Here is a 17,207-nt window from a genome sequence, read left to right on the forward strand (position 1 = left end):
TCACCAGCGCCAGCCCGACCGGCCGAAGGCTGCCAGGACCGGTCTCCAGCGCGTGCGGCCGCTGCTTCGCAAGCGATCGCGTTATGGGATCTGAAGGCGGCGCCGAGCACTGATGGCCGGCGCGATCGTGGCCGGCACGGGTGACTGCGGCCTGACACCGAGGGGCGTGCCGAATGTGACTCTGACAGTGACTGCGTCGCGCCGATGACACTATAATGCCACGGTGCCACCTGAGGCGCCTTCCTTGTCGAGCCACCTCATCCTGCTGGGGTTGTCGCCCGACGCGGCCGTTCTTTACGCCGAGTTGTTGACCCGTCCGCCGGAACCGCTCCAGGCCCGCGCAGGATTGTTCGACGGCGACGAGGCTGGCGAGCGGCTAGCGGCAGCAGCCGCGGGGCTGGTGGCGCTGGGCCTGGTCGAAGCTACCGGCAGCGCCGGTCAGCCGCTGGTGCCCGTGTCCCCGGCGCGGAGCCTTGAGCTGCTCGGTCGACTACGCACCGGTGAGGTGGATCACGCGCAGATCGCGGTCTCCGGTGCGTACGAAAGTTTCCGACGGCGCAAGCTCAGTGCAATCGCCGGCTCCGCGGTCGAGGCCGTCACCGGGGCCGACGCCATCGAGCACCGAATCAACGAAGCGCTCGAGGGAGCACGTCGGGAGATACGGATGTTCGACTCGCCGCCGTACTTCCGCCCCGTTGACCTCGGGACCGAGCAGGCCCTCAGGCTGTTCGCCCGCGGTGTCGGGCACCGCGTGGTGTACTCACGAGCCTCTCTAGAGCAGCCCGGGAACTTCTCGGTCAACATCGAACCCTGCCTGCAGGCCGGCGAACAGGCCCGCTTCATGGAGAAGGTGCCGGTGAAGGTGACGCTCGTCGACGACGACCTGGCGCTGGTGTCATCGTCCGTCGAAGAGGCCGACATCAATCTCTCGCTGCTACTGGTACGTTCCGGCGGGCTGTTGTCGGCCCTATCCGCCCTGTTCGAGCTGATGTGGGAGCAGGCGATGCCATTGGAGCACCGCCATCCGAAGCTGCGGTCCACCGCCGTGCTGCATCCCGCCGAACGACACATCCTCACCCTGCTTTTGGCGGGGGTGAGCGACAACCAGATCATTCGCGAGCTCGGCGTCAGCAGGCGGACGTTCTTCCGGCGCATGGAGCTGCTGCTGGCGAAGGCAGGCGCCACGACTCGCTTCCAGCTGGCGGCGCGGGCGCGCCAGTACGGGTGGATCTGAGCCGGTCGGACACACACCTCGACCTGGGCATGATCCACCAAGGGGTCTGGCGGGCCGCAGCTATCACCTAGTGAATGGCACATCTGTGCCACGGGCATGACGGTGCCGCCGGAAGGACCCGTTCCTGTCGAAACTTCCTCCCCGAGACACCGGTTGTTCACGGTGTCCTTCCCTGCTCGAGGAGGCAACACCTTGAAACGGACCAATGCCGCGCTCAGCGCCGTCTCTGCGGCACTGTTGCTCGTCGTGGCCATGGCGCCACAGGCAGTATCAGCTGCCGAACCGCGCGGGACGATACTCGGTGCAAACGCACCCGACGCAGTCGACGGCAGCTACATCGTCGTACTCAAGGAGTCCGGTATCTCTCGCGGAGGCCAGCAGGTCGCATCCGCCGCCGACTCCCTGACCCGGCAGTACGGGGGCAAGGCGAACTTCAAGTACGCCGATGCGCTCCTCGGCTTCGCCATGAGTGCCACCGCAGCCGAGGCCGAACGCCTGGCCGCCGACCCGTCCGTCGCTTATGTGGAGCAGGACCGCCTCAACCACATCGAGGACACGCAACCCAATGCAACCTGGGGTCTTGACCGTATCGACCAGCGCTCGCTGCCGCTGAACAGCACCTACAACTACTCGACGACCGCCAGCAACGTGACCGCGTACATGATCGACGGCGGCATCCGGATCAGCCACAAGGACTTCGGCGGCCGGGCCTCTTACGGCTACGACTTCGTCGACGGCGACTCCGTCGCCCAGGACTGCAACGGGCATGGCACCCACACGGCCGGCAGCGTGGGCAGTGCTACCTATGGCGTCGCCAAGGGCGTCTCCCTGGTGGCGGTCCGCGTCACCGACTGCGGCGGCTCCGGCACGAACTCGCAGGTCATCGCGGGCTACGACTGGGTTGCCAGGAACGCCGACGGGCCTTCGGTGGCCAACGCCAGCATCGGCGGCTCCCCGACCGATGCCAAGGACGCCGCAATCCGGGGCGTGGTGGACGCCGGCGTCACTGTCGCCGTCTCCGCTGGCAACGGCGACACCAACGCCTGCAACCAGTCGCCGGCCCGCGTACCGTCGGTGATCACGGTCGCCGCGACCTCCAAGACCGACGCCCGTTCCGACTACTCCAACTACGGCTCCTGCGTCGACATCTTCGCACCCGGCGACTCGATTCTCTCGCTCGGGATCAGCAGCGACACCGCCACCGCCACGATGAGCGGAACGTCGATGTCCTCCCCACATGTGGCCGGTGCGGCGGCGCTGTACCTGGCGAGCCACCCGTCAGCATCCCCGGCCGAGGTCACGTCCGCCCTCAACACCGCGGCCACCACCGGCAAGGTCACCGACCCCGGCTCGAACTCGCCGAACCGCCTGCTGTACACGGCTGCGGACGACACACCGCCGGGCACCACCGTTTACAGCGACAACTTCGACACCGCCACCGGCTGGACCGCCAACCCGGCCGGTACCGACACGGCGACCACTGGACGCTTCGAGCGCGGGATCCCGCAGCAGACGTTCTCAACGTACAGCGACCAGATCAAGCAGCTCAGCAGCAGCTGGGGCCTCGTGACCGGAGCAGCTGCCGGCGCATCGTGGGGGACGAATGATGTGGACGGCGGTGTCACGTCGATCCGGTCGCCGCAGATCACCATCCCTGCCGCTGGGACCTCCACGCTGACCTTCGGTTACAGCGTTGCCCACGGCGACAACTCCGGTTCGAACGACTACCTGCGGGTGAGCGTGGTGGACGGCACCACGATCACCACGGTGTTCGAGCGGGGCGGTGCCGCTTCCGAGGTCGCCGGCTCATGGCGGGACGGCTCGGTCAGCCTCTCGGCGTATGCCGGCAAGACCGTCCGGTTGCTGGTCTCCGCAGCTGACGCCGGAACCCCCAGCCTGTTCGAGGCGCAGGTCGACGACGTCAAGATCGTCAACAACTCCTGACCGGATAAACCTGTCCTCAGTGTGAGCAGAGGGTCGTCACCTGGCCGACCGGCGAGGTGACGATCCGTGCCACCGTCGAAGTTTTGGCGGTCGGGCCCGCCGCATCCCGATCGGAGCGGTCGGGCCCAAGGCATCGTGGCATCAGCCGCCATGGTGTGGGGTGCCATAAGTGGGCCACCGCTGCCTGACCTGCGGTTATGCTGCTGTGGGTTCGTACTCGTTGATCAGGCCCCCGAGGAGTGGTCGGCGGCGTATCGAGATGCAGCCCGGCTCTGCGATCGGTCGGTCGGGTCGTGGTGGCGCGAGTTGCCGGGCTTGGTGTGGTCGGCGGTGGTTGTAGTGGGTCGCGTAGCGGTCCAGGACCGCCCGTAGGTGTGTTCGTTGATGATGAGTAGTCGGTCGGTGACTTCGTGTCAGACGGTGCCGACGAACCGTTCGGCGTAGGCGTTGGCCCGCGGACACTGTGGCGGGATCTTCACGACGTGAATGCCGGTGTCGGAGAAGACCGCGTCGAACAAGGCGGTGAACTGGCCGGCCCGGTCTCGGATCAGGAACCCAGGCGGGCCCTTCGGAAAGCGCTTACCTGAGTATTCCGTGGCAACACACGAAGATGGTCAACCGGACCGGCGCCGGCACCGGCGGGTTCAACACCCTGTACGTCGCGTGGGACTACAACGGCTCCCACCGGGCATCAGCTTGCGGGGTTGCTCTCGGCAACCTGGCCGCGGTGGCAAAGCACCACCTGGAGCTGGTGCAGGTGGGTGATGCAGTTCTTCCGGGCGCCGTCCCCGTAGTTCCAGGTCCAGATGAAGAACAACAGGAACAGCACGCCCAGAGTGGGCGGGCTGATCGGGCACTACGATCGGCACCAAACGTCTGCCACTTGTTCGCACCGTCGACGCGGGCGGCCTCCCAGCAGTTCACGCGGGAACCCGCCGAGGCACGAGGCCGTCTACTACCGCAAGCACCAGCCAACCCCGGCTGGAGCGATCAACCAATCGAGTCTCCAACAAGGCTGTAGCGCTTCAGTCCGGCCTGCGCCGGGGTGGCCGTGACCGCCGTGGCGAGCAGCACCAGGAATACGGTCGGCGCGGACCGGACGATGGGGTTCGGGGTACCTGTTCTTCCTTGAGCAGGTTCGGTGTGGGGGAGTCATTCGCTGAGTAGGGCGTTGCACTCGCGTTGGAGCGTGATGTCCTGCCACATCGGGTGGTGCGGGGCGGCGTTGGAGCACACGACCGAGCCCCACGCCCCGACTCGTGCGGATTCGGTGGCGGCGGTGCGGCAGAAGGCGGCGCCGACGGGGCCTTCCTCGAAGGTCCCGTGCAGCGGGGTGTAGCCGATCCAACCTTCGCCGAAGACCAGGGGGACGCGGGTTTCGGCGGCCCAGTCGGCGGCGGCGTCTATCCAGGTGGTGAGCTGCCGGTGCATGGCGGTGCGGTGGGTGGCGTAGCGGTCGTAGAGCCAGGCGTCCCACTTGTCGGGGTCGCACCAGTCGTGCACGTACACCTCGCGCCGCCCGACGATCGTCGCCTCCAGTCGCCAACGCTGGTCGGGTGGCGGCAGCCAGTCGTCGAAGTCGGGAGCGCCGGGGCGCAGCAGTTCCCGGTGAGCGCGGCCCTGTGGGAACGGGCGGGACGGGTCGCGCAGGGCGAACTCGTCGAGCAGGTCGTCCAGTACGCCGTAGACGTACGGGTGGAACACCGCGACGTCCACGCTGCGGGGGACGCCGCGCATCGAGCCGACCGGGACTCCCGCGTAGTTGGCCGTGACGAGCCGGTCGGGGTGGCGCTGCTTGAACCGCGCTATCCCGCGTTCCAATCGTGGTCGCAGCGCGACCACGGGGTCGCCGTCGAGCCCGTCGGCCAGGTGCCCTGCCTGCACCTCGTTGTGCAGTTCGGTGAACGCCACGCGGTCGTCCAGGCCGTGCGACGCGAGGAAGTCCACCAGGTCGGCCAGCGCGTTCGCCAGCGCCACGGCGCGGTCCTCGGGGTCGATCGCCATCACCGCGTCGAACCAGGCGCGGTCCAGGGCGAACGACGGGCTCTGCTGGTACTCCCAGCTGGACAGGATGACGTGGCAGTTGTGCCGCCGTGCGGCGTGGAACAGCGCCAGCAGCCATGCGCGCGCGTTGACGACGGTCTCCGCGCCCACGTCGTACCAACGCACCCGCGACCCGTAGCCGCCGCCCAACGGCCCCAGCCGCAATCGCGTGGTGTCCACACCCGAGCCGAACAGCAGCAGGGGCATGGCGCAGATCCGCACGGTGTTGTAGCCGCGCTCGACCGCCTCGGCGAAGGCGTTGTCGAGGTCCTCGAAGGGCTCGCCCGGCCCGGTGCGGGTGTACCAGGTGAAGTCCCACAGGGTGATGGTCAGCTTGTCCGGGGTCATGCCTTCACCGCCCCGGCGGTGAGGCCTTCCAGCAGTTGCTTGCGCAGCAGGAAGAACACCAGCAGGCTCGGCACGGCGGCCAGCACGGAGCCGGCGAGCACCAGGTCGTACTGCCGTCCGGTGGCGCCGAAGAGGGCCTGGATTCCCATGGGCAACGTGTAGTCCTCCGGTTCGCTGATCACGATGAGCGGCCATAGCAGGCTGTTGTAGCTGTTGAGGAACGACCACACGCCGAGCGCGCCCAGCGCCGGACGCAGCAGCGGCAGCACGACGCGGCGGAACAGGCCGAACTCGGTGCAGCCGTCCATCCGGGCGGCGTCGAGCAGCTCGTCGGGAACCGACTGCTCGGTGAACTGGCGCATCATGAAGATCCCGAACGCCGGCGCCACCCACGGCACCACGAGGGAGAAGTACGGCTCGGTCAGACGCGCCTTGGCGACCATGATGAACAGCGGCACGATGATCACCGCGAAGGGCACGGCCAGCGAGCTGAACATGATCGTGAACAGCGCGTTGCGACCGTGGAAGCGGTACTTGGCGAACGCGAAACCGGCCAGCGAGCACAGCAGCACCGAGACCACCGTGGCCAGCACGGCGACGACCGTGCTGACGGTGAACCAGCTCCAGAACGGCTGCGCCGCCAACAGCCCGCGGTAGTTGTTCCTTCCGGGTAATAGCCGCACATCCGGCACGCCGCGCGGCGTGCCGGATGTGCGGTTCGGTCAGCGGGTGGTGCAGGTGAGGGCCGGTGTGGATGGGTTGCCTGTTGCGGTGTAGCCGAAAGTGGTGGAGCCGGACGGTGAGAGTGCGCCGTTGTAAGAGAGGTTTCCGACGGACACCGTCGATCCGTCCACGTTCAGGGTGCCGTTCCACAGTTGGGTGATGGACTGGCCGCTGCTCGACGTCCAGCCGACGGTCCACCCGTTGATCGCCGAAGCACCTGCCGTGACCGTCACCTCACCCTGGAAGCCGTCGGGCCACGCATTGGTCGTGCGGTAAGCGGCGCTGCATGTACCGCCAGGCCCTGTCGTGGGTGTCGTCGTTGCGGTAGTCGTCGTCGTTGGAGATGTGGTCGTTGGAGGTGTCTGGGTGGTGGTGTCCGGTGGGGTGGTCGAACGGGGTTGCCAGACCGCGAAGTCCCGCAGGGTGAAGTGGCTGTCCACGGTTCGGAACCCGAACCAGCCCTGGGTGTAGGGCTGCGAGTCGGCGTAGTCGAAGACCAATCGGCCATCGACCCAGTACTGGATCTTGCCACCATCGGACACAAGCCGGATCCGCTGCGGACGGTTCGCGGTGAGCAGCGGCTCGGTCCGATCGAAGATCAGCGGCCGGTTGCCGGGCTCGCCGACGTAGCGGCGCATCCGGGTGGTGGTGTTGCCGTTGGCGCCGTGGCCCACGTAGTAGGTCTTGAGGTTGTCGTAGTCGGCCAACCGGCCCGATCGGCGGCTCGCGAAGAGGTCGTTCGGGGAGCGTGCGTCGGTGGCGCTCCAGAAGGCGTTGAGGTCGGACACGCGATCGTTGGCCCCGCCGGCGCTGACCGGCGTGGCGGTGTACTCGATGATCGTCGGGCCGGCGAACTTCTGCCGGAACCACACCGTCGCGCCGCCCGGCACGTCGATGTCCAGCGCGCCGTCGCGGGCCTGGACGGTGCCGCCGCTCTCGAGCTCGGCGGTCCACTTGCCGGTGCCGTCCCGGAAGTCGTCGGAGGCGACCATGGCCCACTCGGGTGTGGCATCGCCGCCGACGGTGGTGATGTTGGGTGCCGGGGGCTGGCTCATACCGGTGCCGAGGTAGTAGTCGACGAGCAGCGATTGCAGGTAGCCGCGGACGGTGAATCCCAGGCGGTAGGCCGGGTTGTGCGCGAGGGTGTACAGCCGCGTGCTGGTCGGTGCGGTGGTGGTGTAGATGCGCATCGCCGTGTGATCGGTGGTTTCAGCGAGGATCTCCTCGCGCCAGTCACCGATGATGTCGCCGTACATCGGCACCGCTGCCCGCCAGGACGAGCGGACGCCGGACGGGTTGAAGATCCGGCCGACCGACTGCGAGCCTGGATTCCACTTCTCCACGTACGTGTTATCGAGCAACTCGGAACCGAGGTCGCCGTCCCACCAGATGCGGAAGTTGACGCTCGGAGTCCGATTGGAGATCCGCTGGCCCCGGACGTTGAAGAGCCCGGCCCCCGGCTCGCCGGACGCCACGGTGGCCCAGTACTCGTAGCCGGGGTGACCGGGGTCGATGTCCGCCGTGGTGCCGCGAGCGACGTCGGTTGACGTTCCGGAGTGCGCGCCGGTCACCAACCGCTGGCCGGTCGCCGCGTCGTAGTAGTACCAGGGGAATGTGCTCGACGAGCCGCCCTCGGTCTGCTGGATCGCGTAGCCCTCCAGCCCTGGCCGGCTCGGGTCCAGGTCGCCGATGTGGAACCGGTCGCCGTGGATGGAGCCGGGCACGACGTACCGCAGCGTGCCATTGCTGTTGATCACCTTGTTGCCGTCGGCGATGTCGTCGCGACCGTCTCCGTCGACATCGACGATCCGGATCTGGTGGAACGAGCAGCACGCATTGTTGATCATTTTCCAGCGTTGGGTCAGCCGGGAGCCGTCGTAGTCCCACGCGACGTACAGGGTGTTGAACCCGCCGGTTCCGGCGCCGGTCCGGTTGACCATCTTCGTGATCAGGCTGGGGCGTACGCCGTCCAGGTAGCCGACTCCGAAGTGCCCGCCCGACGGCCCATTCGCGACCAGATCGGTCGGCACCGCCGCCCGGGCCCGCTCCGCGCCGGTCCGACCGTCGATCACCGAGACGAACTGGTTCGCGGCAGGGGCCGACACAGTCCGCCCGTCGGCGAACCGCACGCCGTTGGCCGTGTGCACGAGCACCTCGGCGCGGCCGTCCAGGTCGAGGTCGTACACCGTCACGTTGTCGTCGTTGCGGAAGCCCGCGACGTCCCCGTAACCGGAGATCGCCGCCGGCGCCGGCTCGTTGGCCCCGTTGCCGCCAAGCCGGGTGTACGAGGCCGGACCGAGGTCGACCCGCCACAACCGTGCGCCCGAGAGCGAGTACGCCTCCAGATACGACGGCCTGCCGGCCGCGAACGGCAACCGGCTCACCACTACCTCGTACCGGCCGTCGCCGTCCAGGTCGCCCGGCCAGCCGTGCTGCACGTAGTAGTCGGCCGCGGCCGCCCCCGGGATCGACGCCAGCGGAATGTTCCCGTAGCCGTTGCCGAACACCGTCGCCGGAGGGCTCGCCACCTGCTCCTTGCCGTCGACGACCGCGCGCACTGTGTACGTGCCCGAACCGGCCGTGCGGTCGGTGAAGTTCGTCCCACCGGTCAGCGGAGTCGGGTTCAGCTTCGTCGAGTTCTTGTACACGTTGAAACCGATGCCACTGCCCTGCTCCGGGCCCAGCAGCCGCCAGCTCAGGAAGGCGCCGTCGGAGGTCGGCACCGCCGTCAGGCCCCGGTCCAACCGCTCCATCACTCGGGCCGCCGGGGCAGCGGTCGGACTCGGACCCGCATTCGCCGTGAGTGATGCCGCCGCCAGCGACACCGTCAGCACAGCGGTCATGGCACCCGCAACCAAGGCGAGGCGTTTTCGATTCATCACAACACTCCAGATTGTATTGTGTTGTCACGGAACTCAGGTAAGGGCTTTCCGAAGGCCCGAGGTGCTTTTGGGCGACTCTGCAATCACTTGCGCATGGCGAACGAAGCCGACTCGGCGGTGGTCACAGAGATCTCCCTGCATGGGGGTGTGGAGGCAGACAGGCACGCAGACAAGGACGGGGCGACGGCCTTGTCGGCGCGGTTGAAAGCTTTCAACTCGCGCCCATAAAAGTTTCACACCGTATGCAGCCAGGGCGGCGACGGTGTTCAGATCGGCTGCAAGGACAACGGTGGTGCCTACACCAGCCCCGCATCGATCGAGGTCTGTGACTTTACATACACGACACGATGATGGCAAGCATCGAAAGGTCCGACTGTCCGACACTGTCATGTCGACCGATCGGCCTGGGTAGACTCGACATCCTTGACGTTGGGGGGAGGCTGATGTCCCGACCGGTCCGCCCGCGATACGGCATCCGCGAGGTTGCCGCGGCCGCCGGCGTCTCCGTCGGCACCGTCTCGAACGTGCTCAACAACCCCGACCTGGTCGCGTCGGAAACCCGCGAACGAGTCGAGCAGGCGATGCGCCAGGTCGGGTTTGTCCGAAATGGGCTGGCCCACCAGCTACGCCTGGGGCGCTCCAACACCGCCGCGGCGATGGTCTTGAGCATCGGCAACCCCTTCTTCACCGAAGCGGCACGCGGCATCGAGGACCGCCTGGCACAGGCGGACTGCATGCTGATCCTCTGCAGCACCGACAAGGACTCCGGCCGAGAGGCGAGGCAACTGCGGTCGCTCGAGGAGCAAGGCGTCCGCGGCTTGATCATCACGCCGGGCCACATGCAGACCGAACCACTGCTGGCACTGCAGCGCCGGGGTATCCCTGTCGTCCTGCTCGACTGCCCCAGCCCGACGCCGGAACTGTGCTCCGTCTCCGTCGACGACGTCCACGGCGGAGAACTCGTTGCCACACACCTGCTCAGCCAAGGGCATCGGCAGATCCTGTTCCTCAACGGATGCAGGGAGGTCTACCAATGTGTCGCCCGCAGCCGCGGCGTCCACCGGGCCCTACAGGCTGAAGGGCTGGAGCCGTCCCGGCACCTACTCGAGGTTTCCCTGACCGACGTCGACGACGACGACGCGGAGCGCGCAGTCGAACAGATTCTGGGCTTGCCCGAATGGCCGACCGCCATCATGTGCGTCAATGACGTCGTAGCCCTCGGCGTGCTGCGCTGCCTGCGCAAGCGCGGCATCAAGGTGCCCGACGACATCGCCGTCGTGGGATACGACGACGTGTCCTTCGCGGCGGAACTGTCCACACCGCTAACCACCGTGCGGCAGCCCACTTACCAGCTCGGATACACCGCGGCGGCATTGCTGCTGGCCGACGCGGACGGTGCGACCGACCACCAGCGGGTGGTGTTACAGCCGGAGCTGGTGGTACGGGATTCGGCCTAGATGAGTAGGTCCTAAGCGCGGGTGGTGTCCGGGATGGACGAAGGGTGTTCAAGATCAGTTTGTGAGGACCGACCTGAACACCGAACTGGTCACCCTGGCCGTGGCCCAAGCTCTGCTCGGCATCACCTCGGAGACCCGGTGGCTTCGGTTCCTGCCCCGTCGTCTGCCCGGCGCGTTCCGCTACGTGCCCCAGCAGTCCGGCTACAACAAGCGCCTGCGCAATGCCATGCCGCTGCTCCAGCGGGCGATCCGGATACGCTCGCGGTCGACACCGACCTCTGGGCGACGCGACCTGGATCGTGGACCCCACCCCGATCGAATGCGCCCGTTGCCGCGAGACGGCCAAGCGGTCGGGGTTGGACGGATGGGCCGGCTACCGTTACTGCGCAAGCCATTCCGCTTTTCCTGGGGTCTGCGCCTACGACCACTGGCCGGTTAGGACTTACTCATCTGGTGTCTTGTCACGCAGCCTTGGCCGGGTGATTGGTCCAGGTACGGATGAGTGAGTCGGTGGCGAAGGCGGTCTTGGGCTGGGCTCGGGCATTGTCAGCGGACGAACGAGCCGATGGCGGCGTTCTGTTCGGCATGGGTGAGGTGGTCGGTGCCGTTGAGGGCGAAGTAGGGCAGGACGGCGAACTCGGCGGCTGTCTTCGATGCGCTGGGCTGCGTCGACAGGCGGAGAGCACGAAGTACCGGCGATAGGTCACGACATGGCTGCACGGGGAGGTCGACTGCGCCGCCCTCCTCCAGGCAAGCGTCGCCGAACGTCGGCTGTACTTCGGGCGGGCCGGGGCATCCGGCACGTTCCTGCCCTGCGTTCGGTCGCCGCGATCAGGTCGCGACGCTACTTCCAGCCGTCCAGGATGGCGTAGCTGTGTCGCCGGTCGGCCGGCTCCGGGGGCCATCCGGTGGAGAGTCGGTGGCTGGGTGGTCGGTGTGGAGCGATGTCGTGAAGGTTTGGTGCGTGGCCGGTTCGTCCGCGATCGCGGCGTGTGCGAGGAGGATGGCTCCGGCGGTCCAGGTGGCGCGTTCTGATGGCCAGAGGACTTGGTTGGCGTATTGGTAGCCGGTCCAGTAGGAGCCGTCGGTGTGGCGTAGTCGGGCGATGTCGCGGAGGAGTTCGCGGGCGGTGTCGTGGCGGCCGCGGGTGGCGAGGGCGAGGGCCAGTTCGGCGGTTTCTCCGCCGGTGACCCAGGGCTGGTCGTGGACGCAGCGCACGCCGAGGCCGGGTGCGACGAAGCGGTCCCACCCTTCGGCGATCCGGGTTGACGCCGTCGCGGGGGTGAGCACGCCGCAAAGCACCGGGTAGTACCAGTCCATGGCGTGCGGCTTGGTGGTGAACGTGTCGGGTGCGTTCGTGATGGCCTGGCGCAGGAGGTCTGCGGCGGCTCGCCACCGGGTGGGTGGTTGGTCGAGGTCGGTGGCAAGGTCGGCGGCGCACAGCAGGGCCTGGTGGATGCTGGAGCACCCGGCGAGCATCACTTCCTCGGTGGCGACGCCGAACCTGTTGAGGCGCCAGGGTATCCGCCCATCCGGTGCTTGCAGCGCCACCACGAAGTCGAGGGCCCGGCTCACCATCGGCCGCATCCGGGTGAGGAAGCGCGTGTCGCCGGTCAGCAGCCAGTGGTGGCGTACGCCGACGGCGACGTAGGCGGTGAAGCTGGTGTCGCGCGAGCGGTCCGTGGCGTGGCCGTCGCGGTAGGCGGCGAACCACGAGCCGTCCGGGTTCTGGGTCCGGGCGAGCCAGGTGTAGGCGGCTTCCGCCTCGTCCCGAAGTCCGGCGACCGCCATGCCCATCGCGGCTTCGACGTGGTTCCACGGGTCGACGTGGCGACCGGGTTCCCAGGGGATGGAGCCGTCGGCTTGCTGTGCGGCGGCGATGGTGCGTGCGGTCTCGTGGTCCACTGCCTCAGTCCTTGACCGCGTAGACGACCAGGCTCTTGCCCAGAACCGGGTCGAGCGCTCGTTCCGCGAAGCGGGTCATCGCGTTGCCCCGTTCGATCTCCCAGCACAGGGCTTTGTGGTAGCCGCGGACCAGGGCGTTGTCGTTGTCGGGGCCGAAGGCGCATTTGAGCCACCAGTACGGCGTGTGGAACGCGTGGGCGTGGTGTGAGCCGATGGGGCGGAGCCCGGCCTGCCGGAGCATGTCGAGCAGGCCGCTGCGGCGGTAGATGCGCACGTGTCCGCCTTCGACGAGGTGGTAGGCCTCCGACAACGTCCAGCAGATCCGTTCGGGCAGCCAGCGGGGGACGGTGATCGCGATGTGCCCGCCGGGTGCGAGCACGCGGACGAGTTCGGCGAGCGCCACGTCGTCGGCCCGGATGTGCTCCAGGACCTCGGCGGCGATGACGCGGTCGAAGGACCCGTCGGTGAACGGGAGGGCGAAGCCGTCGGCGCGTAGGGCGTTGGCTTGGGCGGTGGGTGGTGCTTCGCCGACGTAGGCCATCGCGGCGAACATGTCGCGGACGTCCTTGAGGACGGTGTCGTCACGGTCGAGTGCGACGACGTCGGCGCCGCGTCGGTAGGCCTCGAAGGCGTGTCGTCCGGTGCCGCAGCCGAAGTCGAGCACTCGGTTGGTCGGGCCGACGGGGAAGCGGTCGAAGTCGATCGTCAGCAAGTCGCGCCGTTCTTCCGGTTGTTGTGCACCAGGGCCCGGTAGACGTCCGCGGTGGCCGCCGCGGTCGCAGTCCAGGAGAACCGCTCCGACCTGGCTGCGGCCCGTGTGCCCATGGCGGTTCGGAGGACGTCGTCCTCCAGCAGCACCCGGAGCTGCTTGGCAAGCGCGGCCGGGTCCGCCGGCGGGACGAGCAATGCGCACTCGCCGTGCGCGCCGACGACCTCTGGAAGCGCGCCGGCGGTCGTCGTGACAAGCGGGGTGCCGCACGCCATCGCCTCCACCGCGGGGAGTGCGAACCCTTCGAACAGCGAGGGCACGCAGACCACTTGGGCGCTGCGCAGCAGATCGGCGAGTTCCACGTCGTCCAGTCCTGTTCGGACGGTTACGCGGTCCCGCAGACCGAGCTCGGAGATCAGGTGGAGGGTGGGACTGGTGGGGGAGATCCGGCCGACGACGACCAGTTCGGCGTCGGGCACGTCGGGCAACGCCGCCACCAAGTGGCGCAGACCCTTGAGCGGCACGTCGGCGCTGGCGGTGGTGACGATCCGGCCCGGCACACGGCGCACGTCGGAGTCGACGAAGAACACGCCGCGGTCCACGCCGGGGTGCACGACACTGATCCGGCGGTCCGGAACCCCCATGCACCGGGTGATTTCGACGCGTGCCGCGGTGGACACGGTCAGCACGGCGGGCAGCGTGCGGGCGACGCGGTGCTGCATCGCGGTGAACCCGTACCAGCGTCGCGCGCCCCGCGCCGCCTCGCCTTCGGCCGATTGCAGGGTGAGGTCCCGGTCGATGGTGATCGGGTGGTGCACGGTGGCCACCAGCGGCAGTCCCAGCGCGGGGACGCCGAGCAGTCCGTAGCCGAGGCCCTGGTTGTCGTGCACGACGTCGAACTCGTGCCGGCGCGAGCGCAAGTACGCCAGCGCGCGCAACGAGAACGCCAGCGGCTCCGAGTACCGTCCGCGCAGCCGCCAGTCCAGGTATTCCACCCAGTCGCCGACCCGCCGCAGTTCCCGCAGCGCGGGCTTGCGGAACGGGTTCGGCTCCGCGAACAACTCCAGACCGGGCAGCCGGGTCAGCCGCACACCGCGGTCGAGGCGGGGGTAGGGAGGCCCGGCGATCACCTCCACGCGGTGCCCGAGCGCGGTCAGCTCACGACTGAGGTGCCGGACGTAGACGCCCTGACCACCGCAGTGCGGTGCGCCCCGGTAGCAGAGCAGGGCGACGCGCAACCCGTTGCCGCTCACCGCGAACGCTCCCTGTCATCGCGGGCGCTCATCGGGTCGCCCCGACCAGAAGTCGAGCTGCACCATGATTTGGTGCGTGTCCGGATGCCACGGTCCCAGGACGCGCTCGCAGTCCGGCAGCAGCGCGTGGAACTCGGCGAGCGCCGCCGAGACCTCGCCGCGCTTGGCGGAGAACAACGCCTGGTGGTAACGCGCAGTGAGCGTTTCCGGGTGATCCGGTCCGACCGAGTGGACGAGGTCGTCGACCAACCGGGACCACCGAGAGGCAACGGGGGGGGGGTGCTCCGTTTCGGCTTCCCAGTAGAGGATGTTGTGGCGACTACGCAACGTGTCGACGTGATCGGGGCCGATCACCCGTTCACGCAGCCCCAGCACCTCGCGGAACCCGCGCAGCGCCTCCGGGACATCGGGGACATTGGCAGCAGCCAAGGCCATGTGGTGACGAGCGCTGAGCGTCTCCGGGTGCTCCGGGCCGAGGTGGGCGGCGCATTCGTCCGCGAGTTCGGCGAACATCCGTCCGGCGGCGGGCCAATCACCGGTGTAGCCGGTCCAGAACGCGACGTTGTTCCGCAGGCTCAACACATCGACGTGCTGCGGCCCGAGCACGGCGACGGCCTGTTCGAGCACTTCGCGGAGCACGGGCAACGCCGTCTCCGGGTCGCCGCTCTTCGCCGTCCAGGTCGCCACGCGTGCGCGGGCCCGGAGCGTGAGGACGTCCCGGGCTCCGAGCTCGTCGCCGGCCGCCGCGGCGATCACCGACCACCTGGTCCGGTTCTCCAGCGGGATCGCGGACTCGTGCGCATCGACCTGCTCGACCGCCTCGGCCCGCTGCCCCACCGCCCACAGGTGGCGGTGCAGCGCGGCGATCGCGTAGTCCGAGGGCATCTCGGCAGCTACCGACGCCAACGCGCGGTGTCCCGCCTGTTCGTCCACAGCGGTGTCCCGGTCCTGACGCAAGAAGTCGGCAAAGGCGCGCTCGGCGATGCCGACGTGCTCGTCAGGCGTGCCGGCCCGACCACGCACGACCACGGCGTCCAGCCGGAGCAGCAGGTCGCGCAACGGCCCGACCGCACCGTGTCCGAACGAGTCGCGCACGGCGGCGAGCAGCACGGTGAACGGCAGCACCGGCCCGATGCCCGCCGCCAGCAGCACGGCCAGCACCGCCCGGAGCTGTTCGGCTTGCTCGTCGCGCCGCAGCAGTCCGGCGCGTCGCAGGTAGGCCCGGTACACGTCGTCGAACTCAGACGGTGTCGGACCGGCGGCCGACAGGGAGGTCGTGGTGGCCAGCAGCCCATCGGTGATCAACCGCGCCGACAGCCAACTGCCCCCGCTCAGCGTGACCACGTTCGCCACGTGGTGCGTCGGCAGTCCGCGCAGTTCGGCGTAGCGGGCGAGGGCAGGCGCGTCCGGACGGTCCAGGGTCACCACGTGTGCGGACGGCAGGTGGTCGCCCGCCTTGTCTCCCGTGATGACGAGCTGGACGTGGGCCAGCTCCGGCTCGGTGGTGACGCGGGCCAGGGAGGTGAGCAGCGCGTCGCGGGTGATCGGGTCCTGGGTGTCCGTGCCGTCGATCACGAGGCGCACCCGTTCGGTGATGTGCTGCAGCGGACCGAGTACGTGTACTTCCAACGCGTCCACGTGCGGCCACCGGTCCGGCAGTTCCTCGTTCCAGTAGCGGGCACTCGCCTCGGCGAACCCGAGGCCGTGGGCGCCGAGCTGACGTGCCAGCTCGACCGCGACCTGCTCGGCGGTGGTCGCGCCGGTGAGGAACACCGAGGCGTGCACACCGACGTCCCGTCGAGGGTCGACGAGCGTGGCGACCGTGGCGGACTTCCCGGAACCGGCGGGACCGGTCACCACGACGCAGCGCACCCCGTCGCGCACCAGTTCGTGCACGACATCGCACGCCCGCGTCGGCTCGTAGTGCTCCACCAGCCGCTCGACCTGCGCCATCGCGCTGGTGTCCGCGAGCGGGGACGAACGCCAGGCCAAGGCGGCGTTCACCGCCAACCACAGGCCGGCGTCGCTGCGCAGCACCTCGCGGCTGCCGTCGTAGGCCAGGTGCACCGCCACCTGGTACTGGCACGAGTCGTCCACATGCGTCTTCAGATCGGCGCAGTGCAGCCGCTCGCCGACCGCGGGCACGCCGGTGCGGATCATCCTGGCCAGCGACCGCGTCAGGCAGGCGCCGAACGCCGGGCCTTCGTCGGTCGCCGTCAGCAGCTCGAACCGGCGGCGGGACCGGCGCATCGGCGCCAGCCACTCCCGACCCGCCGCTTCGGCCGCCAGCCCGGAGTGGCAGGCGTCGATGAGCATGACCAGGCCGTCCAGGTTCGAGTACCGGCGCAGCAGCTCCTTCACCCGCTGTCCCACCAGCACGGCCTGTCGGGAATCGGCCGCCGAACTGTCCTTCGCCAGCAGGTAGAAGTCGTCGTCCTCGAACCCGCCGTGCCCGATGAACACCAGGAACAGCGTCGCCTGCTCGTCATGAGCCTGTCGGATCGACGCGACGATCGCGTCGTCCAGTTCGGCCGCGGTCGGGTCGATCACCGTCGGGCCGGTCGGCAACGCGGGCGTGCAGCCACCCAACTCGGGCCGCACCAGCACCTCGGCCAACTCGTGAGCCGCGCGCGGAAGCACAGACAGCTCCAGGTTCGCGGCGTCGCACTGCGACCCCACCACCAGCACCAAGCGCCCGTTCACGGATCA

The 17,207-nt window shown here is 68.6% G+C and carries 11 protein-coding genes and 1 pseudogene; 4 read left to right on the forward strand and 8 right to left on the reverse strand.

Annotated features, from left to right (window positions below):
* The first annotated feature begins 223 nt into the window (after nucleotides 1-223).
* Together F4560_RS43010 and F4560_RS43015 are read left to right on the forward strand one after the other, a co-directional pair.
* Nucleotides 224-1,234, forward strand: a complete 1,011-nt coding sequence (locus tag F4560_RS43010) for a TrmB family transcriptional regulator (protein WP_221483857.1) — start codon at nucleotides 224-226, stop codon at nucleotides 1,232-1,234.
* Nucleotides 1,235-1,396: 162 nt separating this feature from the next.
* Nucleotides 1,397-3,178, forward strand: a complete 1,782-nt coding sequence (locus tag F4560_RS43015; protein WP_312869897.1) for a S8 family serine peptidase — start codon at nucleotides 1,397-1,399, stop codon at nucleotides 3,176-3,178.
* Nucleotides 3,179-3,869: 691 nt separating this feature from the next.
* Here F4560_RS43015 and F4560_RS43020 read toward each other — a convergent pair.
* From F4560_RS43020 to F4560_RS43035, 4 genes are all read right to left on the reverse strand, one after another.
* The gene (locus F4560_RS43020) at nucleotides 3,870-4,007 is read right to left on the reverse strand and encodes a hypothetical protein (protein WP_184928743.1); all 138 of its coding nucleotides are present in this window, start codon (nucleotides 4,005-4,007) and stop codon (nucleotides 3,870-3,872) included.
* Nucleotides 4,008-4,330: 323 nt separating this feature from the next.
* Nucleotides 4,331-5,569: a cellulase-like family protein gene (locus F4560_RS43025; RefSeq protein WP_184928744.1), complete on the reverse strand. Its 1,239-nt coding sequence runs from the start codon at nucleotides 5,567-5,569 to the stop codon at nucleotides 4,331-4,333.
* On the reverse strand, nucleotides 5,566-6,261 hold the full coding sequence (locus tag F4560_RS43030) for a carbohydrate ABC transporter permease (protein WP_184928745.1): 696 nt from the start codon (nucleotides 6,259-6,261) through the stop codon (nucleotides 5,566-5,568). Before F4560_RS43030 ends, F4560_RS43025 begins: the two co-directional genes overlap by 4 nt.
* Nucleotides 6,262-6,291: 30 nt before the next feature.
* A complete protein-coding gene (locus F4560_RS43035; protein WP_221483858.1) occupies nucleotides 6,292-9,135 on the reverse strand; it encodes a rhamnogalacturonan lyase family protein in 2,844 nt (947 codons plus the stop codon).
* Between the two features lie 482 nt (nucleotides 9,136-9,617).
* Between F4560_RS43035 and F4560_RS43040 the strand changes: the two genes are divergently transcribed.
* Both F4560_RS43040 and F4560_RS43045 read left to right on the forward strand, forming a co-directional pair.
* Nucleotides 9,618-10,631 (forward strand): LacI family DNA-binding transcriptional regulator, encoded by a 1,014-nt coding sequence (locus F4560_RS43040; RefSeq protein ID WP_184928747.1) that lies wholly within the window; start codon nucleotides 9,618-9,620, stop codon nucleotides 10,629-10,631.
* 76 nt (nucleotides 10,632-10,707) lie between these two features.
* Nucleotides 10,708-11,052 (forward strand): annotated as a pseudogene (locus F4560_RS43045) (transposase family protein); the annotation flags it as partial.
* Between the two features lie 410 nt (nucleotides 11,053-11,462).
* Here the strand turns inward: F4560_RS43045 and F4560_RS43050 are convergent.
* The 4 genes from F4560_RS43050 to F4560_RS43065 are packed head-to-tail and all read right to left on the reverse strand — an operon-like array spanning nucleotide 11,463 to nucleotide 17,201.
* A complete protein-coding gene (locus F4560_RS43050; protein ID WP_184928748.1) occupies nucleotides 11,463-12,536 on the reverse strand; it encodes a prenyltransferase/squalene oxidase repeat-containing protein in 1,074 nt (357 codons plus the stop codon).
* A 4-nt stretch (nucleotides 12,537-12,540) separates the two neighbouring features.
* Nucleotides 12,541-13,248 (reverse strand): class I SAM-dependent methyltransferase, encoded by a 708-nt coding sequence (locus F4560_RS43055; protein ID WP_184928749.1) that lies wholly within the window; start codon nucleotides 13,246-13,248, stop codon nucleotides 12,541-12,543.
* Nucleotides 13,242-14,498: a glycosyltransferase family 4 protein gene (locus F4560_RS43060; protein WP_184928750.1), complete on the reverse strand. Its 1,257-nt coding sequence runs from the start codon at nucleotides 14,496-14,498 to the stop codon at nucleotides 13,242-13,244. Before F4560_RS43060 ends, F4560_RS43055 begins: the two co-directional genes overlap by 7 nt.
* Nucleotides 14,499-14,513: 15 nt before the next feature.
* Nucleotides 14,514-17,201, reverse strand: coding sequence for a tetratricopeptide repeat protein (locus tag F4560_RS43065; protein ID WP_184928751.1), 2,688 nt, complete (start codon nucleotides 17,199-17,201; stop codon nucleotides 14,514-14,516).
* Between the last annotated feature and the right edge of the window lie 6 nt (nucleotides 17,202-17,207).

This window comes from Saccharothrix ecbatanensis (assembly GCF_014205015.1).
In the GTDB taxonomy this organism is placed as follows: domain Bacteria; phylum Actinomycetota; class Actinomycetes; order Mycobacteriales; family Pseudonocardiaceae; genus Actinosynnema; species Actinosynnema ecbatanense.